At 74.0% G+C, this 21252-nt stretch carries 20 protein-coding genes; 12 read left to right on the plus strand and 8 right to left on the minus strand.

The window, feature by feature from the left end:
* The first annotated feature begins 46 nt into the window (after window positions 1-46).
* Window positions 47-673 (plus strand): hypothetical protein, encoded by a 627-nt coding sequence (locus AB0G14_RS06405; RefSeq protein ID WP_357694350.1) that lies wholly within the window; start codon window positions 47-49, stop codon window positions 671-673.
* A 36-nt stretch (window positions 674-709) separates the two neighbouring features.
* Here the strand turns inward: AB0G14_RS06405 and valS are convergent, their stop codons facing one another.
* The gene (gene valS / locus AB0G14_RS06410; protein WP_357694352.1) at window positions 710-3274 is read right to left on the minus strand and encodes a valine--tRNA ligase; all 2565 of its coding nucleotides are present in this window, start codon (window positions 3272-3274) and stop codon (window positions 710-712) included.
* 65 nt (window positions 3275-3339) lie between these two features.
* Here valS and AB0G14_RS06415 point away from each other — a divergent pair, with 65 nt between their 5' ends.
* A complete protein-coding gene (locus tag AB0G14_RS06415) occupies window positions 3340-3990 on the plus strand; it encodes a nitroreductase family protein (protein ID WP_357694354.1) in 651 nt (216 codons plus the stop codon).
* Between the two features lie 63 nt (window positions 3991-4053).
* Here AB0G14_RS06415 and AB0G14_RS06420 read toward each other — a convergent pair whose 3' ends face one another.
* The 5 genes from AB0G14_RS06420 to AB0G14_RS06440 form a co-directional block, all read right to left on the minus strand.
* Window positions 4054-5625, minus strand: a complete 1572-nt coding sequence (locus tag AB0G14_RS06420; protein WP_357694356.1) for a trypsin-like serine protease — start codon at window positions 5623-5625, stop codon at window positions 4054-4056.
* Between the two features lie 131 nt (window positions 5626-5756).
* A complete protein-coding gene (locus AB0G14_RS06425; protein WP_357694358.1) occupies window positions 5757-7625 on the minus strand; it encodes an ABC transporter ATP-binding protein in 1869 nt (622 codons plus the stop codon).
* Window positions 7622-9442 (minus strand): ABC transporter ATP-binding protein, encoded by a 1821-nt coding sequence (locus tag AB0G14_RS06430; RefSeq protein WP_357694360.1) that lies wholly within the window; start codon window positions 9440-9442, stop codon window positions 7622-7624. Before AB0G14_RS06430 ends, AB0G14_RS06425 begins: the two co-directional genes overlap by 4 nt.
* 48 nt (window positions 9443-9490) lie before the next feature.
* Complete coding sequence (locus tag AB0G14_RS06435) at window positions 9491-9991, minus strand: methylated-DNA--[protein]-cysteine S-methyltransferase (protein ID WP_357694362.1); 501 nt, start codon at window positions 9989-9991, stop codon at window positions 9491-9493.
* On the minus strand, window positions 9988-11448 hold the full coding sequence (locus tag AB0G14_RS06440) for an AlkA N-terminal domain-containing protein (protein ID WP_357694364.1): 1461 nt from the start codon (window positions 11446-11448) through the stop codon (window positions 9988-9990). The genes AB0G14_RS06435 and AB0G14_RS06440 overlap by 4 nt, the downstream gene beginning before the upstream one ends.
* A 142-nt stretch (window positions 11449-11590) precedes the next feature.
* Here AB0G14_RS06440 and AB0G14_RS06445 point away from each other — a divergent pair, with 142 nt between their 5' ends.
* Together AB0G14_RS06445 and AB0G14_RS06450 are read left to right on the plus strand one after the other, a co-directional pair.
* A complete protein-coding gene (locus AB0G14_RS06445; protein WP_357694366.1) occupies window positions 11591-12073 on the plus strand; it encodes a hypothetical protein in 483 nt (160 codons plus the stop codon).
* A 16-nt stretch (window positions 12074-12089) separates the two neighbouring features.
* On the plus strand, window positions 12090-12854 hold the full coding sequence (locus AB0G14_RS06450) for a peptidase E (protein ID WP_357694368.1): 765 nt from the start codon (window positions 12090-12092) through the stop codon (window positions 12852-12854).
* 3 nt (window positions 12855-12857) lie between these two features.
* On the opposite strand, the gene AB0G14_RS06455 is transcribed toward AB0G14_RS06450, so the two are convergent.
* The gene (locus AB0G14_RS06455) at window positions 12858-13418 is read right to left on the minus strand and encodes an exonuclease (protein ID WP_357694370.1); all 561 of its coding nucleotides are present in this window, start codon (window positions 13416-13418) and stop codon (window positions 12858-12860) included.
* Window positions 13419-13551: 133 nt separating this feature from the next.
* Between AB0G14_RS06455 and ychF the strand changes: the two genes are divergently transcribed.
* The 3 genes from ychF (at window position 13552) to AB0G14_RS06470 (ending at window position 16012) form a co-directional block, all read left to right on the plus strand.
* On the plus strand, window positions 13552-14637 hold the full coding sequence (gene ychF, locus AB0G14_RS06460) for a redox-regulated ATPase YchF (protein WP_357694372.1): 1086 nt from the start codon (window positions 13552-13554) through the stop codon (window positions 14635-14637).
* A 13-nt stretch (window positions 14638-14650) separates the two neighbouring features.
* Window positions 14651-15016 carry a hypothetical protein gene (locus tag AB0G14_RS06465; protein ID WP_357694374.1) on the plus strand — a complete coding sequence of 122 codons (366 nt, stop codon included), beginning with the start codon at window positions 14651-14653 and terminating at the stop codon, window positions 15014-15016.
* 165 nt (window positions 15017-15181) lie between these two features.
* On the plus strand, window positions 15182-16012 hold the full coding sequence (locus AB0G14_RS06470) for a M55 family metallopeptidase (protein WP_357694376.1): 831 nt from the start codon (window positions 15182-15184) through the stop codon (window positions 16010-16012).
* Window positions 16013-16040: 28 nt separating this feature from the next.
* Here the strand turns inward: AB0G14_RS06470 and AB0G14_RS06475 are convergent, their stop codons facing one another.
* Window positions 16041-16907 (minus strand): SDR family oxidoreductase, encoded by an 867-nt coding sequence (locus tag AB0G14_RS06475; protein WP_357694378.1) that lies wholly within the window; start codon window positions 16905-16907, stop codon window positions 16041-16043.
* 117 nt (window positions 16908-17024) lie between these two features.
* Between AB0G14_RS06475 and AB0G14_RS06480 the strand changes: the two genes are divergently transcribed.
* From AB0G14_RS06480 to AB0G14_RS06500, 5 genes are all read left to right on the plus strand, one after another.
* Window positions 17025-17639 (plus strand): TetR/AcrR family transcriptional regulator, encoded by a 615-nt coding sequence (locus AB0G14_RS06480; RefSeq protein WP_357694380.1) that lies wholly within the window; start codon window positions 17025-17027, stop codon window positions 17637-17639.
* Between the two features lie 85 nt (window positions 17640-17724).
* A complete protein-coding gene (locus AB0G14_RS06485) occupies window positions 17725-18186 on the plus strand; it encodes a hypothetical protein (RefSeq protein ID WP_357694382.1) in 462 nt (153 codons plus the stop codon).
* Complete coding sequence (locus tag AB0G14_RS06490) at window positions 18173-18733, plus strand: DUF3995 domain-containing protein (RefSeq protein ID WP_357694384.1); 561 nt, start codon at window positions 18173-18175, stop codon at window positions 18731-18733. The genes AB0G14_RS06485 and AB0G14_RS06490 overlap by 14 nt, the downstream gene beginning before the upstream one ends.
* Entirely contained in the window at window positions 18730-19734 is a 1005-nt protein-coding gene (locus AB0G14_RS06495) for a hypothetical protein (protein WP_357694386.1), read from the plus strand. Before AB0G14_RS06490 ends, AB0G14_RS06495 begins: the two co-directional genes overlap by 4 nt.
* A 280-nt stretch (window positions 19735-20014) precedes the next feature.
* The gene (locus AB0G14_RS06500; protein ID WP_357694388.1) at window positions 20015-21232 is read left to right on the plus strand and encodes a transposase; all 1218 of its coding nucleotides are present in this window, start codon (window positions 20015-20017) and stop codon (window positions 21230-21232) included.
* Window positions 21233-21252: the final 20 nt, after the last annotated feature.

Genomic DNA, 21252 nt, shown 5'->3' on the forward strand with positions numbered 1-21252 from the left:
GCCGCCGGGCGAGGCTGTGGAAGTGAGTGCGGAAGCGGGTCTGGTCATGTCGCGCGATTCCTACCCCGGTGCCGGCCGGCACCGGCTGGTCAGCCTGGCGGTCGCCGGGCTCGCGGCGGCGGCGACCACCACGGCCGCCCAGGCCAGCGGGCACTTCCACTGGTGGGCGGGGTTCGTGCTGATCCCCGGGGCACTGATCGCCGCCGCCGGCGGGCCGCTGCTGGCCCGGGGCGGCGGGCGCGCCTTCGCCGGCTACGTGATCGCCTGCCTCGGCGCGCTGGTGTTCGCGGTCGGGGCGCTGCTGATGTTCGGCGCGTTCGGCAGGGGCTGGCCGCTGATGGTCATCCTGCCGTGCCTGGCGGTCGCCGGCACCTACCACTGGCGGCCGGTTCACCCGCTGGCCCGGGGGCTGCACCGGGCGGCCGCCCTGCTGGCGCTGGCCGGCGCCCTGCTGCTCGGCGGGACGCTGCAACTGACCCGCGTCGGCCTGGTCGACGTGGGGACCGCCCCGATGTGGGGCGCGTTCCTGATGCTGGCCGGGGTGATCGTGCTGGGCAACGCCGTCGAGCTGACCCGGCATCGGATGCCGTACCGGCTCCAGGCGATCACCCTGCTGGTCGGCCCCGCCGTCGTCGCCTTCCTTCTCGGCCTGCGCCTGCTGCGCGGCTGGTGACCCCGCCGCGCCCCGTCGGGCGCGGCGGGGCCGCGCTCAGAAGGCGCAGGCGATCACCAACTCGGTGGTGCGGTCGGGGAGCAGGTCCAGTTTCGTGATCCGGCCGGCGGCGCGGAGGTCGTCGGCGATCACGGTGAGCTGGTCCAGCAGGGCCGCCGGGCCGAGCGCCTCGGCCAGCGGCACCTCCGCCCGCATCGACAGTTTTCGCTCCGACTTGGCCCGGCGCACCTGGCTGAGCGCGTCCCCGGCCAGCCGCAGCAGCTTCGGCTCGCCGGTGCCCTCGATCGCCCGGCCCACCTCGTACGTGGTCGGCCAGGGCGCGCGGTGCACCGAGCCGTAGCGCCACCAGGACCAGACCTCCTCGGTCGCGTACGGCAGCACCGGGGCGAACAGCCGCAACTGCACCGAGAGCGCGGTGGCCAGCGCCGCCCGGGCCGAGTCCGCCCCCGGCCCGGAGCCGTAGGCGCGCTCCTTCACCAGCTCGATGTAGTCGTCGCAGAACCGCCAGAAGAACGACTCGGCCGCCTGCAACGCCGCCGTGTGGTCGTACGCCTCCAGCGCGGCCGTCGCGGCGGCGACCACGCCGGACAGTTCGGCGAGCATGGCGCGGTCCAGCGGCTCGGTCGCCGGGGCGCGCAACGCGTCGGCGGCGCCCAGCCCGAGGGCGAACCTCGACGCGTTGAGCAGCTTGGTGGCCAGCCGCCGGCCGACCTTGATCTGGGCCGGGTCGAAGGCGAGGTCCATGCCCGGCCTGCCGTTCGCCGCCCAGTACCGCACCGCGTCGGAGCCGTGCTGCTCCAGCAACGCCATCGGGGTGACCACGTTCCCCTTGGACTTGGACATCTTCTTGCGGTCCGGGTCCAGGATCCAGCCGGAGAGCACCGCGTCCCGCCAGGGCAGCACCCCGTGCTCCAGGTGCGAGCGGACCACGGTGGAGAAGAGCCAGGTACGGATGATCTCCTGCCCCTGCGGGCGCAGGTCCATCGGGAAGACCCGCGCGAACAGGTCCGGGTCGGTCTCCCAGCCGCCCACGATCTGCGGGGTCAGCGACGAGGTGGCCCAGGTGTCGAGCACGTCCGGGTCGCCGACGAAGCCACCCGGCCGGCCGCGCTGGGACTCCTCGAACCCGGGCGGGGCGTCGCTGGACGGGTCGACCGGCAGCGCGGACTCGTCCGGCGTGAGAGGGTGGGTGTGGTCCGGCTCGCCAGCGTCGTCGAGCCGGTACCACACCGGCACCGGCACGCCGAAGAAGCGCTGCCGGCTGACCAGCCAGTCACCGGTCAGGCCGCCCACCCAGTGCTCGTAGCGGTGCCGCATGTGCTCCGGCACCCAGCGCAGCTCCCCGCCCCGGGCCAGCAGTTCCTCGCGCAGGGCGGCGTCCCGGCCGCCGTTGCGCAGGTACCACTGCCGGGTCGAGACGATCTCCAGCGGCCGGTCGCCGCGCTCGTAGAACTTCACCGGGTGGGTGATCGGGCGCGGCTCGCCGACCAGGTCGCCGGCGTCGGCGAGCATCTGCACCAGCGTCCGCCGGGCACCGTTGACGGTCTGCCCGGCCAGCGCCGCGTAGGGCTGCGCCGGCACCCCGGCGGGCGCCTCCGGCAGCAGCCGGCCGTCCCGGCCGACCACCACCCGGGTGTCCAGCCGCAGCTCCCGCCACCAGGTCACGTCGGTCAGGTCGCCGAACGTGCAGACCATCGCGATGCCGGTGCCCTTGGCCGGGTCCGCCAGCGGGTGCGCCCGCACCGGCACCTCGACCCCGAACACCGGCGTACGCGCGGTGCCGCCGACCAGGTCGGCGTACCGCTCGTCGTCGGGGTGGCAGACCAGCGCCACGCAGGCCGGAAGCAGCTCCGGCCGGGTGGTGTCGATCAGCACCTCGCGCCCGGCCGGCCCGGCGAACCGCAGCCGGTGGTACGCCCCGGGCCGCTCCCGGTCCTCCAGCTCCGCCTGGGCGACGGCGGTGGCGAACCCGACGTCCCACAGCGTCGGGGCTTCCGCCTGGTACGCCTCGCCCCGGGCCAGGTTGCGCAGGAACGCCCGCTGCGAGGTCGCCCGGGCCACCCGCCCGATCGTCGTGTACGTCAGCGTCCAGTCCACGGACAGCCCGAGCCGCCGCCACAGCGCCTCGAAGACCTGCTCGTCGGCGACCGTCAGCCGCTCGCACAGCTCGATGAAGTTGCGCCGGGAGACCGGCGTCGGGTCCCGGCGGGCGGCGTCGTCGACGGGGGCGGCGGGCCGCAGCCACGACGGGTCGTACGGCAGCGTCGGGTCGCAGCGCACGCCGTGGACGTTCTGCACCCGGCGCTCGGTCGGCAGGCCGTTGTCGTCCCAGCCCATCGGGTAGAACACCGCCCGCCCGCGCATCCGCTGGAACCGGGCCACGATGTCGGTGTGCGTGTACGAGAAGACGTGGCCCATGTGCAGCTCGCCGGATACGGTCGGCGGCGGGGTGTCGATCGCGTACACGTCCGAGCGCTCCTTCGAGCGGTCGAACGCGTACGTGCCTTCCTCCTGCCAGCGGCGCGCCCAGGTCTCCTCGAGCCCGTCCAGGGTCGGACGCTCGGGGACGCCGGCGCGGGCCGTCCTCGCCGTATCAGTCATCCGTCGATGGTAGGCACCGGCCAACGGCCGGACCACGGGTTAACCGGCGTGCCACGATGGGTGTCGTGCCGACACTCCCGCTGAGCCCCGACGAGCTGCTCACCACCACCCGCTCGGTCCGCAGGCGGCTGGACCTCACCCGACCCGTGCCGATGGAACTGGTCCGCGAGTGCCTGGAGATCGCCCTCCAGGCGCCGTCCGGGTCGAACCGGCAGGGCTGGCAGTGGATCGTGGTGACCGACCCGGCGAAGCGGGACCTGATCGGCCGGATCTACCAGCGCGCGGCGCACGGCTACCTCGCCTCGGAGCGCTCGGCCGCCCGGCTCTTCGCCGACGACCCGGAGCGGGCCGAGGTGCAGCGCCGGGTGGGGGAGAGCGTGGCCTGGCTCGCCGACCGGATGGGGCAGGTGCCGGTGCTGCTCGTCCCGTGCATCGAGGTGGACTCCGGCGAGCTGCCGGCCGGCAACCAGGCCGGGCTCTGGGGGTCGGTGCTGCCGGCCGCGTGGAGCTACATGCTCGCCGCCCGGGCGCGCGGCCTCGGCACCGCCTGGACCACGCTGCACCTGGCGTACGAGGCGGAGGTCGCCGAGCTGCTCGGGCTGCCCGCGACCGTGCGCCAGGCCGCGCTGATCCCCACCGCGTTCCACACCGGGGAGGGCTTCCAGCCGGCGCGGCGGCAGCCCCTGGACGAGGTCCTGCACGTCGACGGCTGGTGAGCCACCGGCGCGACGGTCGATCGGCCCGGTGCCGGCGACCCGGTCGACGGGCCGCCGGCCGGGTCAGCGGGGGACCGGGCCGCTCAGCGGGCCCTTGGTGGCCAGCCGGATCCGCAGGCCCCCGTAGGTGCGGGCGTTCGCCCGGTCGAGGATCGTGGAGACCGGGGCGTACGAGTTGCGCTCGTCCGGGTTGGTGCACGCGCCCTGCCCCGGGTCGCCCTGCGACAGGATGCCCAGCGCCTTGCCGTCGGCCTCGGTGAAGAGCGGGCCGCCGCTGTCGCCCGGGCGGGCGCAGATGCGCACGTCGATGCCGCCGCTGGTCTTGCCGATGATCTCCCCGCAGCGGGTGCCGGGCACGTAGCCGGCCCCGGCCCCCGAGTCGACGTACTGCTCGCCGGCCTTCGGCGTGTACGCCGCCCCGGTCGCGCAGACCACCCAGCCGGGCTGGATGGCGCTCCACGGCACGTGGCCGGTGACCGCCACGTCGCGGCTGCCCCCGGTGGCGCACCGGGGGTTGTCCGGCACGCACCAGTAGTTGACCAGGCTGGGCACCTGCGTGGCCCCCGCCGGGTACGCCCACCGCCCGATCGCGCCCGGCTGGTACGGCATGATCGCGTAGTCGTACGGGTAGGCGTTCTCGGCCAGCCCCGACCTCGACGACTCGACCGTCATCGGCACCTTCGGGCCGAGGAACTGGTGCCAGGTGCGGTCCACCAGTTGGTGCCGCCCCCCGACGACGCAGTGCCCCGCCGTCAGCACGTACGGGTCGCGCAGCCCGACGAGCACGTTGAAGCCCGTCGTGCAGCCGCCCACGGTGCCGTCGTCGCGCGGCACGTCCAACCGGATGCCGCCGCGCATCGGCGCCCGCGCGCAGTCGCGCGGGTCGCAGGCCTTCTGCACCACGCTGTCGGCGACCCGGGCCTGCGCGCGGGCCGGCACCCCGGCGGCGCGCAGCGCGTCGGCCAGCCGGGGATCGTCGGCGGCGATCCGGTCGCCGGTCAGCACGACGACCTCGTTGGCCCGCTCGTCCACCACCACGTCGGCGCCGGCCGTGGCGTCGAGCGCCGTGGCCAGCCGGGTCGCCGCCTCGGTGAGCTGCCGCAGCGGGTGGCGCACCGGCACCACCCGGACGTGTGCCGCGTCCGGCATGCCGGTCAGCGCCGCCCGGACCGGTTCGACGCCGGTGGCGGCGACGGTCAGCACGCCGCCGGCGGCCTGGTCCAGCCACATCCCGCCGTACGCGGCGGGGAACTCCGTGGCGAGCCGGGCGGCCAGCGGCGCGGACAGCTCCTGGAGGGCGAGCCGCCGGGCCGCCTCGTCGGCGTCGACCCGGTAGCGGTCGCGCAGGTAGGAGACCGAGGCGGGGCTGTCGGCGGCGACCTCGGCGGCCGGGCGGGCCCGGAGGGCCGCCGCCCCCGGCGTGGCGCCGCCTCCGGGGCGGCTGCCGAGCCCGCTGTCGGCGGCCGGCGCGCCCGTCGGGGCGGCGTCGTCGCCCGGCGACGCCGGGGATTCCTGCGCGGTGGGCGTGGCCGGCGTCCGGCCGGTGTCGCCGAACGGCATCCCGGCGACCGCCGCCGCCCCCAGCGCGCAGGCGACGACCACCCCGGCCACCATCACCCGTCGTCCGAACCGCACTCGCAACCTCCCCCGTCGCCGCCGTCGGGACGACCACCCGGTGGACCGCTCCGCTCGGCGCGGTGAGTCTAGTGGCACCGGTGATCTTCGTGGGACCCGCCGACCGCGGGCGGCGGGGCGGCGACCAAAACTCACACCAGCGAATCGCGCCACTGCCGGTGCAGGGCGGCGTAGCGGCCGCCGGCGGCGGCGAGCCGGCCGGGCGGGCCGTCCTCGACGATCCGGCCGCCGTCGAGCACCAGCACCCGGTCGGCCGTCTCCACCGTGGAGAGCCGGTGCGCGATCACCAGGGCGGTGCGGTCGCGCAGGACGGTGCCGAGGGCGCGCTGCACCAGCCGCTCGGTCGGCACGTCCAGCGAGGAGGTCGCCTCGTCCAGGACCAGCACCACCGGGTCGGCCAGGAACGCCCGGGCGAACGCGACGAGCTGCCGCTGCCCGGCGGAGAGCCGGCCGCCGCGCCGGTGCACCTGCGTGGCGTACCCCTCGGGGAGGGCCGCGATGAAGTCGTGCGCGCCGATCGCCCGCGCGGCGGCCTCCACGGCGGCGTCGTCGGCGCCGGGACGGCCGAACCGGATGTTCTCCGCGACCGTCCCGCCGAAGAGGTGCGTCTCCTGGGTCACCAGCACCACCGCGCGGCGCAGCTCCGCGTCGGCGACCTCGCGCAGGTCGACGCCGTCCAGGCTGACCGTGCCGGCGAGCGGGTCGTGGAACCGGGCGAGCAGCTTGGCGACGGTCGACTTGCCGGCGCCGGTCGGCCCGATCAGCGCCACGGTCTGCCCGGCCGGGACGGCGAGGTCGAGCCCGGCGAGGATGGGCGCGTCCGGCCGGTAGCCGAAGGTGACCGCGCGGAAGGCGACCGCCCCGCGCCCCGGCCCGGCGGGCAGCGGCACGGGCCGGGCCGGCTCGGCCACCGAGGGCCGCTCGTCGAGCACCCCGGCCAGTTTCTCCAGGGCCGCCGTGGCCGACTGCAACGAGTTGTAGAACTGGCTCAGCTCCTGCATCGGCTCGAAGAACCGCCGCAGGTAGAGCAGGAACGCGGCCAGCACCCCGATCTCGGTCGCCCCGCCGAGCACCCGCCAACCGCCGTAGCAGAGCACCACCGCCACGGTCACGTTGCCGATCACCTTGATCCCCGGCGAGTACGTCGCCATCAGCCGGAACGCGTGCCGGCTCGCCACCCGGTAGTCGTCGTTGACCGCCGCGAAGATCCGCTGGTTGCGCGGCTCCCGGCGGAACGCCTGCACCGCCCGGATGCCCCGCATCGACTCCACGAAGTGGACGATGACCAGCGCCACGGTCTCCCGGGTGCGCCGCCACGCGTCCGCCGACGCCCGCGCGAACCAGCGGGACAGCCAGAACAGGAACGGGAACGCGAGCAGGGTCACCGCGGCCAGCGGCGGGTCCAGCCAGAGCAGGATGCCGGCCACCGACAGGATCGACAGCACCGCCAGCACAAGGCCGTCGATGCCGCCGCCGACCAGTTCCCCGATCGAGTCCAGGTCGCTGGTGAGCCGGGAGACCATCCGGCCGGAGGTGTACCGCTCGTGGAACGCCACCGACAGGCGCAGGAAGTGGCCGTACACCCGCTGGCGGAGGTCGAGCAGGATGGCCTGGCCGATCCGCGCGGAGAGGGTGAGGAACCCCCGGCGGGCGGCGTACTCGACGACGGTGGCGGCGGCGAACGCGGCGGCGACGGCCAGCAGCGGGCCGGGCTCGCCGGCCCGCAGCGGCGCGATGGCCCGGTCGATGCCGAGCATGACGAGGTACGGCCCGGCCATCGCGGCGGCGTTCTGGCCGAGCAGCAGCGCGACGGCCAGCCCGAGCCGGCGCCGGTGCGGGCGCAGCAGATCGCGCAGCAGCACCCGGCTGCGGGCCCGGAGCCGGGCCACCGCCTCCGGCGCGGTGTCCTCGGCGTGGCTGCGGTCGGCGTCGGGGTCGGTGGCGACGCCGCGCCACCGGGCGAGGTCCGCCCCGCCCGGGTGGGCGGCCCCGCCGGTCACGACCGCACCAGGCCGCGACCGTCGGGCGGCGCCGGGGCCGGCTCGGCGGAGAGCACCGCGCGGTACGCCGGCACGTCGGCGAGCAGCTCGGAGTGCCGCCCGACGGCGGTGATCCGGCCCCCCTCCAGCAGCGCCACCCGGTCGGCGAGGGCGATGGTGGAGGGCCGGTGCACCACCAGCAGGACCGTGGTGTTGCGCAGCACCCGCTTCAACGCGGCCTCCACCAGCGCCTCGGTGTGCACGTCGAGCGCGGAGAGCGGGTCGTCCAGCACGAGCAGCGCCGGCCGGCCGAGCACCGCCCGGGCCAGGGCCAGCCGCTGGCGTTGCCCGCCGGAGAGCGACAGCCCCTGCTCGCCCACCCGGGTGGCCAGCCCCCACGGCAGTTCGTACGCGAAGTCCGCCTGGGCCAGCGCGAGGGCGGCCCGGACCTCGTCCTCTCCGGCCTCCGGCCGGCCCAGGGTGAGGTTCTCCCACACCGACATGGAGAACAGCGTCGGCTCCTCGAAGGCCACCCCGACCAGCCGGCGCAGCGAGGACAGCCGCAGGTCGCGCAGGTCGTGCCCGTCCAGGGTGATCCGGCCACCGGTCACGTCGTGCAGCCGGGGCACCAGGGAGAGCAGTGTGCTCTTGCCGCAGCCGGTCGCCCCGACCAGCGCCACGGTCTCGCCCGGCTCGACGGTCAGGTCGACCTCCCGCAGCACCGGCGCCCCGGTGCCCGGGTAGCGGAACGAGACCCGCTCGAAGCGCAGCCGGCCGCGCACCTCGGCGTGGCGTAGGGCGACCGCGCCCGGGGCGTCCACGATGGCGGGCGGGCTGTCCAGCACCTCCAGCACCCGGTCGGCGGCGGTCGCCGCCTCCTGGCCGTTGGCGACGATCCAGCCCAGCGACTGCACCGGCCAGATCAGCATCAGCTGGAGGCTGACGAACGCGACCAGCTCGCCGATGGTCAGCACGCCCCCGGCGGTGGCCGCCGCCCCGGCCACCAGCACCACGCCCAGGGTCAGGTTCGGCACCAGGTCGAGCAGGGCGGAGGTGCGGGCCAGCAGCCGGCCCTTGCCGACCCCGGTGTCGTGCAGCGCCCGGGCGCCGGCCGCGAAGCTGGCGGCCAGTTCCCGCCCCCGCCCGTACGCCTTCATCGTGCGCAGCCCCTGCGCGGTCTCCTCGACCAGCGTGGCCACGTCGCCCTGCTGGTCCTGCATCCGGCGGGAGGCGGCGTGGTAGCGCCGGGCGAAGCGCCGGGTGATCAGGAACAGCGGCACCGCGCTCGCCGCCACCAGCAGCCCCAGCGCGGGGTGCAGCCGGATCAGCAGCGCCACCACGGCCAGGTAGGTCACCAGGTTGAGGACCAGGAAGAACAGGCCGAAGGAGAGGAACCGGCGCAGCACCGAGAGGTCGCTGGTGATCCGGGACAGGAGCTGGCCGGACTGCCACCGGTCGTGGAAGCTGGCCGGCAGCCGCTGCAGGTGGGCGTAGACGTCGGCGCGGATCGCCGCCTCGATCCGCATCGAGGACGACGACTGCACCCAGCGCCGGATGAAGATCAGCAGCGCCTCGACCAGGCCGAGCAGCAGCGCCAGCCCGGCCAGCCGGAACAGCCCGGCCGGGTCCTGCCGGGCGACCGGGCCGTCCACCACCCACTGCGTCACCAGCGGTACGGCGATGCCCGCCCCGGTGGCGGCGAGCCCGGCCAGCAGCAGCCAGCCGAACTCGGCCGCGTGGGGGCGCAGGTAGTGGCGCAGCCGCCAGAGGCTGCGCAGCGGATGCGGGCCGGCCTCGACCCCCCGGGGAGCCGGGTTGCCGTCGCCGTCCGCAGGCACTACCCGACGGTAGCGGCAAACGGGTGCGGCGCCGCTGTCAGCTTCCCGTCACGGCCGCTCGTGTCCGAGAAGCCACTTCTTCACGTCCAGCCCCCAGCGGTAGCCGCCGAGCGTCCCGTCGGTGCGCAGCACCCGGTGGCAGGGGACGAACAGGGCGACCGCGTTGCGGGCGCAGGCCGCCGCGGCGGCGCGTACGGCCGCGGGGCGGCCGGCCAGCCCGGCGAACCCGGTGTAGGTCACCGGATCACCCGGCTTCACCTCGCGCAGCACCTGCCAGGCGTGCGCCATGAACACGCCGCCGGTGTGCTGCTGGACCGGCACGGTGTCGATCGCGGTCAGCTCGCCGTCCAGGTAGGCCGCGACGGCGGCGGTGACCGGGCCGAGGTCGACCCGGCGCCGCAGCGGCGCCCGCAGCGTCGGGTGCACCAGGGGGAGCAGGTGCTCGGGTTCGCCGGTGAAGCCCGCCGCCCGGACCGCCCCGTCCGGGCCGGCCACGATGCTGAACGGTCCGGCGGGGGTGTCGACGACGGTGCTGTCGTTCATGCTCAAGCTGCTCTCCAGAGTCGGATCACCGCGTACGAGCGCCAGGGGCGCCAGCGGTCGGCGTACGCGTCGAGGGTCTTCGGGTCGTCGGGCAGGCCGAGGGCGGCGGCGCCCCGGCGTACCGCGAGGTCGGTGGGGAGGAGGACGTCCGGGTCGCCGAGGGCGCGCATCGCGACGTAGCCGGCGGTCCAGGGGCCGATCCCGGGCAGCGCCAGCAGCCGCCGGCCGGTCTCCTCCCGGTCCCCGCCGGGCGCCAGGTCCAGCGACCCGTCGGCGACGGCCCCGGCCAGGGCACGGATCGTCGCCCGCCGCCCCGCCGGCATCCCGAACACCTCGTCCGGCGCCCCGAGCACCTCCTCGGCGGTGGGGAAGCCGGCCAGCCACGGCCCGGGCCCCTCCCCGGTGTCGGACGGGTCGGGGGCGGGCGGGCGGAGGTGGTCCAGCAGGCGGGTGAGGGTGGTGCGGGCCGAGCGGACGGAGACCTGCTGGCCGACGATCGCGCGTAGGGCCATCTCGAAGCCGTCGACCGAGCGGGGGAGGCGGATGCCCGGCTCGGCGGCGACCGCCCCGGCCAGGGCCGGGTCGGCGGCGAGGGTGCCGTCGACGGCGACCGGGTCGGCGTCGAGGTCGAGCAGGCGGCGGCAGCGGGCCACCGCGGGGGCCAGGTCGCGCATGTCGGTCAGCCGCAGGGTGGCGGTCACGTGCCCGTCCGCCGGGGTCAGGGTCGCCTCGCCCGGGCCGTGCGGCAGCCGCAGGCCCCGGCGGTACGTCCCGTCGCGCACCTCCTCCACGCCGGGCAGCGCGCGCAGCGCGAGGAAGTCCAGCAGCGCCCCCGCGTGCAGCGGCGGGCGGTACGCGAGCCGCAGCGTGATGGTGCCCGCCCCGCCCGGCGCGGCGCACCGGCCGCGGGCGGTACGCAGCTCGGACGGGGCCGTCCCGTACACCTCGCGGACCGTGTCGTTGAACTGCCGGACGCTGCCGAACCCGGCGGCGAACGCGATCTCCGCCATGCCCAGGCCGGTGGTCTCGATCAGGGTGCGGGCGGTCTGCGCGCGCTGCGCCCGGGCCAGGGCGAGGGGGCCGGCGCCCATCTCCGCCCGGAGCATCCGGTGCAGGTGCCGCTCGGTGTAGCCGAGCCGGGCGGCCAGCCCCGGAACGCCGTCCCGGTCGACCACCCCGTCGGCGATGAGCCGCATCGCCCGGCCGACCACGTCCGCCCGGACGTCCCAGTGCGGGGAGCCGGGGGCGGCGTCCGGCCGGCACCGCCGGCAGGCGCGCAGCCCGGCGCCCTGGGCCGCAGCGGCCGAGGGGAAGAACCGGACGTTCTGCCGCTTCGGCGTCATCGCGGGGCAGGACGGCCGGCAGTAGATCCCGGTCGAGGTCACGCCGGTGTAGAACCAGCCGTCGAACCGCTGGTCGCGGCTGTCGACGGCCCGGTAGCACCGCTCGAAGTCCAATTCCACGTCACCGATGATGCCCCTGCTCGGCGCCCTCGGCTCGCGGAAATCGGACGCGGCCGTGCGGGTGGGAACGGGACGTCCGGCGCGGAAAGTGTCGGTTGTGATCGGTACCGTCCGGGCCACCAACTCAAGAAGGGGTGCGGCAATGGCGAGCGTGGCGGGTCGGGAAGCGGCGTCGACACGGGACGGGCACCCCCCGCTGGACGACGCGGTGGTGCAGGGCTTCTACGACCGGATGCGTGCGGTCGCCCCGTCCGCCGTCGGCGCGATCGAGCGGGACCGGGCCGGTGACCCGGGCCGGGCGTTCGGCGACACCGCCTGCGGTCGGCTGGTGCGTTCGCTGGACGCCGACGGGCTCCGCGCGCTGGGCATGTGGGTGCACCACTGGTGCATGCGCTTCTACGACGACGACACCCGGGTGGCGCTGCGCCTGGTCCGGGAGATCGCCGGCCGTCCCGGGCTGGGCTGGACGGCCGACGAGGTGCGTTGGATGCTCCGCGAGTCGTACGCGGCCGGTCCCGCCGCCGACGGCCGCTTCACGCTGCCGCTCGCCGCCGCCGGGGCACTGGCCCCGGGCGCCCTGCGGATCGAGCCGGTCGTCCCGCGCCAGCCCGGCCCCCGCGACTGACCGACGGCGCGGCAGGATGGGCGGTGCCGACACCGACGGAAGGACGACCGTGCCCGCCAGCGAACCGACCATCCTCGCCACCAGCATGGGCATCTACGCTCCCCGCGACGGCGGGGCCCGGCGGGTCAACCCCGTCTTCGACCTCGCCGCCGAGCTGGCCGGCGCCGGGCCCGAGCCGAGGCTCTGCTTCCTCAACCAGGCCGAGGGCGACCAGCCGACCACGCTGGCCCGGGTCTACGAGGCGTTCGCCGGCAGCCGGTTCCGGATGACGCACCTGGCGCTCTTCCCGATGCCGAACGTCGACGACATCCGCGCCCACCTGCTCGCGCAGGACGTGGTCTGGGTGGGCGGCGGCAGCGTCGCGAACCTCTGCGCGGTGTGGCGGGTGCACGGCCTCGGCGAGATCCTGCGGGAATGCTGGGAGGCCGGCGTCGTGCTGGGCGGCGTCTCCGCCGGCTCGATCTGCTGGCACGCCGGCGGCGCCACTGACAGCTTCGGCACCACCCTGCGCGGCTTCGCCGACGGGCTGGGCTGGCTGCCCTACGGCAACGGCGTGCACTACGACAGCGAGGAGCAGCGCCGGCCGCTGATGCACCGGCTGGTCGGCGACGGCACGCTGCCGACCGCGCACTGCACCGACGACGGCACCGGCCTGCTCTACCGGGGCGAGCGGCTGGTCGAGGCGGTCGCGGACCGCCCGGGCGTCTGCGCGTACGAGGTCAGCCGCGGCCCGGACGGCAGCGTGCGGGAGACCCCGATCGGGCCGCGCCTGCTCGGCTGACTCCTACCGCTCCCGGCCGCGGCGACGCAGGACCGCGTCGAAGACCTGGGCCAGCTCGGCGGCGTCCTCCCCGGCATGGTGGGTGTGCGGCACGTCGGTCAGGCCCAGCTCGTGCTTGATCGTGCCCTTGCGGGTCCGCACCCACTCGCAGCCGGTCAGCCCCATCCAGTAGCTGCGCAGGTCGACACCGGAACCGGTGGCGCCGAACGGGCTGTGCCCGACGAACCGGGTGAAGTACCAGTGCACGAACATGCCGTCCCAGACGGCGGGAGCGGCGAGGAACACCGGGCGGCCGATCTTGCGCAGCCCGTTGACCCATCTCGCGGCGGCGCCCATCGCCTCCACGGCCGGGGGCGCCTCCCGGAGCAGCCGGTCCCGGTCCAGGCCGGAGACGGCGAGCGCGGCCGGCACGAACTCGTCGGAGATCGGCTTCAGCTCCGTGTAGAAGGTCAGCTCCGGGCGGCCGGCGACCGCCATGCCGAGCGAGATCATGCTGTACGGCCCGGGGATCGGCCCGTCCGCCTCCACGTCGACCGCGACGTACAGCTCCGGTAGCTGGCTCATCCCGCCTCCTTGGGGTCGCTCGCGCGGAACCGTGGCACGGTAACAACGATCGGGCGATCTCCGGCGGCTGTTTTCCGCCGGTGTGGAACCTGCCTGTCCAAGGGCGGCGGTGACCGGCGTAAGCTGGCTCGTCGTGAGTCTCACCATCGGCATCGTCGGCCTGCCCAACGTCGGCAAGAGCACCCTGTTCAACGCGCTGACCAAGAACGACGTGCTCGCGGCGAACTACCCGTTCGCCACCATCGAGCCCAACGTCGGCGTTGTCGGGCTGCCGGACGAGCGGCTGCACAAGCTCGCCGAGATCTTCAGCTCGCAGAAGGTGCTGCCCGCCCCCGTGTCGTTCGTCGACATCGCCGGGCTGGTGCGCGGCGCCTCCAAGGGGCAGGGTCGGGGCAACGCGTTCCTGGCGAACATCCGCGACGCCTCGGCGATCTGCCAGGTGGTGCGGGCCTTCTCCGACCCGAACGTGGTGCACGTCGACGGCAAGGTCTCCCCGGCCGACGACATCGAGACGATCAACACCGAGCTGATCCTCGCTGACCTCCAGACCCTGGAGAAGGCGCTGCCCCGGCTGGAGAAGGAGGCCAAGCTCCGCAAGGACCGGGCCGCCGCGGTGACCGCCGCCAAGCAGGCCGTCGAGCTGCTCGACACCGGCGTCACCCTCTACGCGGGTGCCAAGGACGCGGGCATCGAGCTGGAGCACCTGCGCGAGCTGCACCTGCTCACCACCAAGCCCTTCCTGTACGTCTTCAACGTCGATGAGGCCGAGCTGGGCAACGCCGAGTTCCTCGACGAGCTGCGCGCCCTGGTCGCCCCCGCCGAGGCCGTCTTCATGGACGCCAAGATCGAATCCGAGCTGGTGGACCTGCCCGAGGAGGAGGCCCGCGAGCTGCTGGAGTCGATCGGTCAGCAGGAGCCGGGCCTGGACCAGCTCGTCCGGGTCGGCTTCCGCACGCTCGGGCTCCAGACGTACCTCACCGCCGGCCCCAAGGAGGCGCGCGCCTGGACCGTCCCGGTCGGCGCCACCGCGCCGGAGGCCGCGGGCGTCATCCACTCCGACTTCCAGCGCGGCTTCATCAAGGCCGAGGTGGTCTCCTACGCCGACCTGGTCGCCGCCGGATCGATGGCGGCGGCCAAGGCGGCGGGCAAGGTCCGCATTGAGGGCAAGGAGTACGTGATGCAGGACGGCGACGTGGTGGAGTTCCGCTTCAACGTCTGAGCGAGCCGCAGTAGTGCATCTTGATCCTGCCGTCCTGCAAGATCTGCCTCAGCTCGTTGGAGTCCAGATCGTCGAGGTGTTGGACTTCTACGACGGACCGTTAGATGGGCTGGCTCGCTACGAGGGCCGGGAGTACTGGTTCTCCGCCGTACCCGAATGGGTGCGTGACGCCGAACTGTCAGGGCCTCGTCTGCTCGTCTTGCATGTGATCACAGCCGAACAGGCGGCCCAGGTGCGGGCAGAGGCCCGTCAGTTCACCGCATTTGCAAACGGTGACGGCAACGGAGACGCCTGGCAGCAGGCATGGGATGCCCGATCCACCTACGACGAGACACCAGCGGCTGGCTGGTTCCTGGAAGCCGCTACCGACGTCGAGTGAGCCGGTCCCGGGCGGGGCGGTGCGGCTGGGGCGACAGCCTGGGCACAAGACAGCGTGAAACGTCGTCAACCAGTGTGAGGCGACGAGGACCATGACTCGGTCGGCGATCGGATTGTGCCGCAACTCGGGGCGCCCCTGCGTTGGGGAGTCGCGCTAGGGTGTGGGATGCCGAGGGTCCTGATATCAGCCGACATGGAGGGTGTCTCGGGCATCGTCCATCCCGTCGAGACGAATCCGGAGCGGTACGACTACGAGCGTGGCCGCGCCCTGATGACCGCCGACGTGAACGCCGTCATCGCCGGAGTGCTGGAGGCCGAGCCGTCGGCGGACGTCGTCGTCGCGGACGCGCACGGACCGTTCCGCAACCTGCTGCCCGAGGATCTTGACCACCGCGTTCGGCTGATCCGCGGTCGACCGCGTCCACTGGGCATGTTGGCGGGAGTCGGCGACGGCGTCGACGCGGTGCTGTTCGTCGGCTACCACGCCCGCGCGGGCGCCGGCCCCGCCGTGCTCGCCCACACGATCAGTGACGCCGTCCTGGCCGTGCGGCTCGACGGCCGGGAGGTGGGCGAGATCGGTCTCAACGCCGCACTGGCCGGCCACCACGGCGTTCCGGTCGTCCTGCTCAGCGGCGACGAGGCCGCCTGCGCCGAGGTGCGGGAACTGATACCCGGTACGTCGACCGTCGCCGTCAAGCGGGCGCTGGGCCAGGCCGCCGCCGAGGTGCTGCACCCGGCGGTGGCCCGGGACCGGCTCCGGAAGGGGGCAGCGGCTGCCATCGCCGGACGTGCCGAGGTGTCACCCTGGACGATCTCCGGGCCGGTGGCCCTGGAGGTGGATCTGTACAGCCCTACCACCGTGGACACGGCGACGCTGATACCGGGGGTTACGCGCGCCCCCGGAGCGCGGACGGTCCGGTTCACCGGCCGGGACGTCGTCGAGGCGTACGGCGTGGTCCAGCTCCTCGTGCAGCTCGCCCAGGTCAAGCCCGCCTGACCCGCCGCTCGGCCCTCGCGACGACGGCTCAGGTCAGCGCGGCCCCCGGCGCCGGGACCGCCTTCTCGGCGGCGCGACTCACCTCTTCCCAGCCCGCCCAGGTGTCCATGCGTCGCTTGGAGATGTCGAAGGCGAGGTCGTAGACCATGCTGCCCAGTAGCAGTCGCAGCGGCGGGTCGTCGCTGGCGACCAGCGTCATCAGGGCCTCGGCGGCCAGCCGTGGCTCGCTGTCGATCGACCCCTCGGCCCACTGCTTCGCCAGTTCCGCGCGCAGCGCGTCGTAGGCGGGGTGCGGGGTCGTCGCAGTGCTGCTGGTGTAGAGGTCCGTCCAGTAGCCCCCCGGCTGGACGATAGTGACCTTGACGCCGAACGGGGCGGCCTCGGCGGCCAGGGCCTCGCTCATGCCCTCCAGCGCGAACTTGCTCGCGCTGTAGAGCCCCGTGCTGGGAAAGCCGCCGAGCGCACCGATGCTGGAGATCTGCACGATGTGTCCGGCGCCCTGGGCCCGCAGGTGCGGCAGGACGGCCTGGCTCACCCAGAGCGCGCCGAAGAAGTTGAGGTCGAACTGGGCGCGGGCCTCGGCTTCGGTGAACTCCTCCACCATGCCGGCGAAGAGCGCCCCGGCATTGTTGACGACGATGTCGAGCCGGCCGAAGTGCCGGACCGCCCGGGCGACGACGTCGAGGACCGCCGTGCGGTCCGTGACATCGAGGCGCAGTGCCAGCAGCCGGTCGGGGTGTCGGGCGGCGAGGTCGTCGAGCGGCGAGACGTCGCGGGCCGCGCCTACGACCCGGTCACCGGCGGCGAGCGCAGCCTCGGTGAAGGCGCGGCCGAGGCCACGGCTGGCCCCGGTGACGAACCAGACCCGGGATGCGGCGGTGCCTGGGGTTTCCATGAGCGTCCCTTCGATTGAACGAGACGGACCGTATCGTCTCGCTGTTGGAGGCGACCATACCCGATTCGGTTCGACTGTCAAGACGGACCGTCTCGTCTCTCTTGCTAGATTGGACCCGTGCCCACGCAGAAGGTCGCCCCCGACGCCAGCCGCCGCAGCCAGACGGCACGGCGAGCCATCCTCGCCGCCGCGTTCGACCTGGTCGGCGAGGTGGGCTACGCGAAGCTCAGCATCGAGGGCATCGCCGCCGCCGCCGGCGTCGGAAAACAGACCATCTACCGCTGGTGGCCGTCGAAGGGCGCGCTGCTGTTCGACGCCTTCCTCGCGCTCACCACCGAGGGGCAGGACGGCCAGAGTGGAGCCCTACCCGACACCGGCGACCTGGCGGCCGACCTGAAGGTGGTCCTGCGGGCCACCGTCGCCGAACTGAACGACCCGCGCTACGACCAGCCCATGCGCGCCCTGCACACCGAGATCGTCCACGATCCTGCCCTGGCCGCCGACTACGCGAAGCGGTTGGACGAGCCCATGCGGGAGCTGAAGAAGGAGCGCCTGCGCGCCGCCCAGCGTGCGGGGCAGTTGGCCGAGGACGTCGAACTCGACGTGGCCGTCGACATGCTGTTCGGGCCGGTCCTCAACCGGTGGCTCCAGCGCACCGGCCCACTGACCCCCGAATACGCCGACCAGGTGGTGGACACGGCGCTGCGTGGCCTCCGGCCACGCGAGCGGTAGTCCCCCCGCTGCTCCCTCCCGCGAGGGAGGAGGTTCCCTCATCGACGGGAGGGGGCGGGGGTCCACCGCCAATACCGTCGTGTCCATGGTCAATCATGTTCACCCCCGGCGATGGCCGGCGTACGCCCTGGCGGTGCTGTTCGTCGGGTACGCCGCAGGAAAGGCCGTCTTCGCCGCGCAGTCCCGGCTCGGGTTCCCGGGTGGTCCGGTCGTGTCCGCCGCCGAGCACGAGAGCTACGCCCGGGACGTCATGGGCGTGGCCACCGCGCAGTGGTCGGCGACCGCTACCGGGTTGTTGGCCGCGTGCCTCGCCGTCGCCACGGTGACGACGCTGGGGCGGCGGGTGCCGAGGACGATGATGCTGCTGGCGCTCGCCGGCATGCTGCTGGCCGTCGGGGCCGGCGCGATGATCATGGTCGTGGACGGCTTCGTCGGCATCGGTGTGGGCTGGCAGTGGTACCACGCGATCCTCGGGCTCGTCGTGATCGGGCTGCTCCTGGAGACGATCCGGTCCTACGCGACGGCGACGAAGCGTGTCGCGGCCTGATCGCGCGCGCTGGGGCGCGTACGGGGCGGCGGCCTGCGCCGCGGCGTACGGCTCGATGAAGCTCGCTCAGGCGTTGGGGGCCAACGCGCTCGCCGACAAGGACCCGCTGCCCCCGGAGATGCGGGAACGGCTGCTCGCGCGAGACCCGCTGTTCGTGGCGAGCCACTGGGCGTTGGCCACCGCCGCCGTGGTCGGCGTCGTGGTCGCGCTGGCGACGCTGCGGCCCTGGCGGGCGGCCCTCCCGCGCCGCCTGCTGCTCGCGATCGCCTGGACGCTGGGGGTCTTCATGATCGCCCGGTCGATCGGGGTGCTGGGGTTCGGCTTCGTCGGCGACACGCTGCTGCTGGCCGGAGTCCGCCCGCCCCCGGCCGGGCACGCCGTGCTGGCTCGCGAACTGGCACGGTGGGACCTGCTGCTGTGGTCGCCGTTCTTCCTGCTCTGGGGGGTGTGCTGGACGGCGGCGGGATGGCGGCTGCACCGAAGGTCCACTGTGAACGGTGGTCCGGCGTCGGCCGTGGATGCGGCGAGCCCTACCATCTCGCCATGATCACTCCGCCGTTGGCACTCGACGTGCTCGCCCGCTACCCCGGGCTGGAGAAGCTCGGCCGCACGGCCACCCGGCTGCACCCCCGTCGCGGGGCGGTCACGGCCACCGAGAGCCACGTCGGAGGGCCGCTGCTGTGGCCGGCCGACGAGCCCTGGCCCACCTGCGCCACGCCGTGCATGGTGCAGGAGGAGGTGCCGATCCCGGCCGAGCTGTTGGCCCGGATGCGGGAGGCGGAGAGCCGCCGTACGGTGGCGCACGTGCTGGCCGACGGCGAGATCGAGCTGCACGAGGAACTCGCCCGGCTGGTCGGCCCGGGCTTCAGCGGTTGGGGCTCGGTGAACGGCGGCCCGACCGTGGGCTACCGGTACGGGCCGCGACCCCACCCCCGGCCGAACCCGATGGTGGCGCTGGCGCAACTGCGCGCGGCGGACGTCCCCGACCTGCCCCGGCCCGGCGGGGCGGACCTGTTGCAGGTGCTGTGGTGCCCGTTCGAGCACGACACGCCGCCGTGGGGGCCGATCGTGGAGCTGCGGTGGCGGCGGGAGGCGGACGTCACCGCCACGCTGACGGAGCCGCCGCGCGGTGAGACCGGGACGGAAGGGTACGTGCCCCAGCCGTGCCGGCTGCACCCGGAGCAGATCGTCGAGTACCCGTACGTCGAGGAGTTGCCGGCGGAACTGCGGGCGCTTGCCGAGGCGGACGAGGAGTACCTCGACACCTTCATGGCGCCCGGTTGGAAGGTCGGCGGGTACGCCCGGTGGAGCCTCACGGACCTGCTCCCGACGCCGTGCCCCCGGTGCGCCGGTCCCACCACGCTGGCCCTCGTCATCGACTCCTCCGAGCACGGGGCCGACCGGTGGCGCCCGACCCGGGCGGACGGCGCACCGGACGACGACGACCCGTACGAGCCGACCGGCGTGGTCGTCGGTCGGTATGGCGCGCTGCGCATCTTCGTGTGCCTGACCTGCCCGGACACGCCGTTCCTGCTCGACCAGCAGTGAGCCTGCTGGTGCCGACGAACCCGTGGTTGTCCGGGCCGACCCCCACCGGGCGGCTGCCGCGCGAACGCCTGGCGGAGCGCGTCCCACAGTGGCGTGGAGCGCCGCGCCCTGCCCGACCGGCTCAGCTAATCGAAATGCGTAGCGCGCAGACTCCGGCTTTAGCCGTGAGGGTAGCGAGCCGATTACGGACAGACAGAAGCTGGCGCTGGGCTGTAAGTTGGCTGGGTGTTCGTCACGGCGCGTTCGAACGGCAACCTCGAGTTGCAGAAGGACCGCTGAATTGCTGACCGGCCGTCGGTATCTGCTCGCGTTCACCGATGATCAGGTCGCTTATGCCGAGCAGGTGGGGGCGGTTTGTCGGGCGGTGTGGAACACCGCGTTGGAGCAGCGCCGTGAGTACCGTCGACGTGGCGGGTTCATCGGCTACGTCGAGCAGGCTCGGCAGATGGCCGAAGCCAAGAAGGACCCGCACTGCGCGTGGCTGGCCGACGCTCCGTCGCACACGTTGCAGCAGACGTTGCGAGACCTGGAACGGGCCTGCAAAACGCACGGCACGTGGAAGGTGCGGTGGCGGTCGAAATCGCGTACCGCGCCGTCGTTCCGGTTTCCCGACCCACACCACATCGCGGTGCGCCGGCTCAATCGGCGGTGGGGTGAGGTGCGCCTGCCGAAGTTCGGTCCGGTGCGGTTCCGCTGGACCCGGCCGCTCGGCGGCACCATCCGCAACGCCACGGTCAGCCGGTCCGGTGGACGCTGGCACATCTCGTTCTGCGTCGAGGACGGCGTGTCCGAGGCGACGCCGAACGGTAAACCGCCGGTGGGAGTGGATCGGGGTGTGGCCGTGGCGGTCGCCACCTCCGACGGCGACATGTGGGACCAGGAATTCGTCACGCCCGGCGAGGCGGTGAGGCTCAGGCGGTTGCAGCAGCAGTTGTCGCGGTCGTTGCGTGTTCATGGCCGTAACCGTCGGTCGGGCCGCCGCGATTCGGTGCGTGCCGCACTCGCCCGCCTGAACGCCCGTATCCGTGACCGGCGTGCCGACTTCGCCGCGCGGACCGCTGTGCGGCTCGTCCGTAACCACGGCACGGTCGTCGTGGAGGACCTGCGTATCAGGAACATGACCGCCAGCGCCAAGGGCACCATCGAGCAGCCCGGGCGTAACGTTCGGCAGAAGGCTGGCTTGAATCGGGCCATCCTCGCCAAGGGCTGGGCCGGGTTTCTGCTCAGGCTGCAGCATGTTGCCCGGTACCACGGGGCGCAGATCGTCAAGGTCAACCCCGCGTACACGTCGCAGACCTGCAATGCCTGCACGCATGTCGCCCGGGAGTCCCGCGAGAGCCAAGCGGTCTTCCGGTGCGTCGCCTGCAGGCATCAGGACAACGCCGATGTGAACGCGGCCAAGAACATTCTCGCCGCCGGGCTGGCGGTGACAGGGCGTGGAGACCTCGCCGTTGGGCGGTCCGTGAAGCGCCAACCACCCGAACGGCTGACGGCGTGAATCCGCGTCAGCCACGGGAA

Source organism: Micromonospora sp. NPDC023814 (genome assembly GCF_040639595.1).
GTDB lineage: Bacteria > Actinomycetota > Actinomycetes > Mycobacteriales > Micromonosporaceae > Micromonospora.

Coding starts and splice junctions, on each gene's coding strand:
- AB0G14_RS06405 (WP_357694350.1), top strand. CDS start 47: ATGTCGCGCGATTCCTACCCCGGTGCCGGCCGGCACCGGCTGGTCAGC.
- valS (WP_357694352.1), bottom strand. CDS start 3,274: ATGACTGATACGGCGAGGACGGCCCGCGCCGGCGTCCCCGAGCGTCCG.
- AB0G14_RS06445 (WP_357694366.1), top strand. CDS start 11,591: ATGGCGAGCGTGGCGGGTCGGGAAGCGGCGTCGACACGGGACGGGCAC.
- AB0G14_RS06450 (WP_357694368.1), top strand. CDS start 12,090: ATGGGCGGTGCCGACACCGACGGAAGGACGACCGTGCCCGCCAGCGAA.
- AB0G14_RS06455 (WP_357694370.1), bottom strand. CDS start 13,418: ATGAGCCAGCTACCGGAGCTGTACGTCGCGGTCGACGTGGAGGCGGAC.
- AB0G14_RS06470 (WP_357694376.1), top strand. CDS start 15,182: ATGCCGAGGGTCCTGATATCAGCCGACATGGAGGGTGTCTCGGGCATC.
- AB0G14_RS06475 (WP_357694378.1), bottom strand. CDS start 16,907: ATGGAAACCCCAGGCACCGCCGCATCCCGGGTCTGGTTCGTCACCGGG.
- AB0G14_RS06485 (WP_357694382.1), top strand. CDS start 17,725: ATGGTCAATCATGTTCACCCCCGGCGATGGCCGGCGTACGCCCTGGCG.
- AB0G14_RS06495 (WP_357694386.1), top strand. CDS start 18,730: ATGATCACTCCGCCGTTGGCACTCGACGTGCTCGCCCGCTACCCCGGG.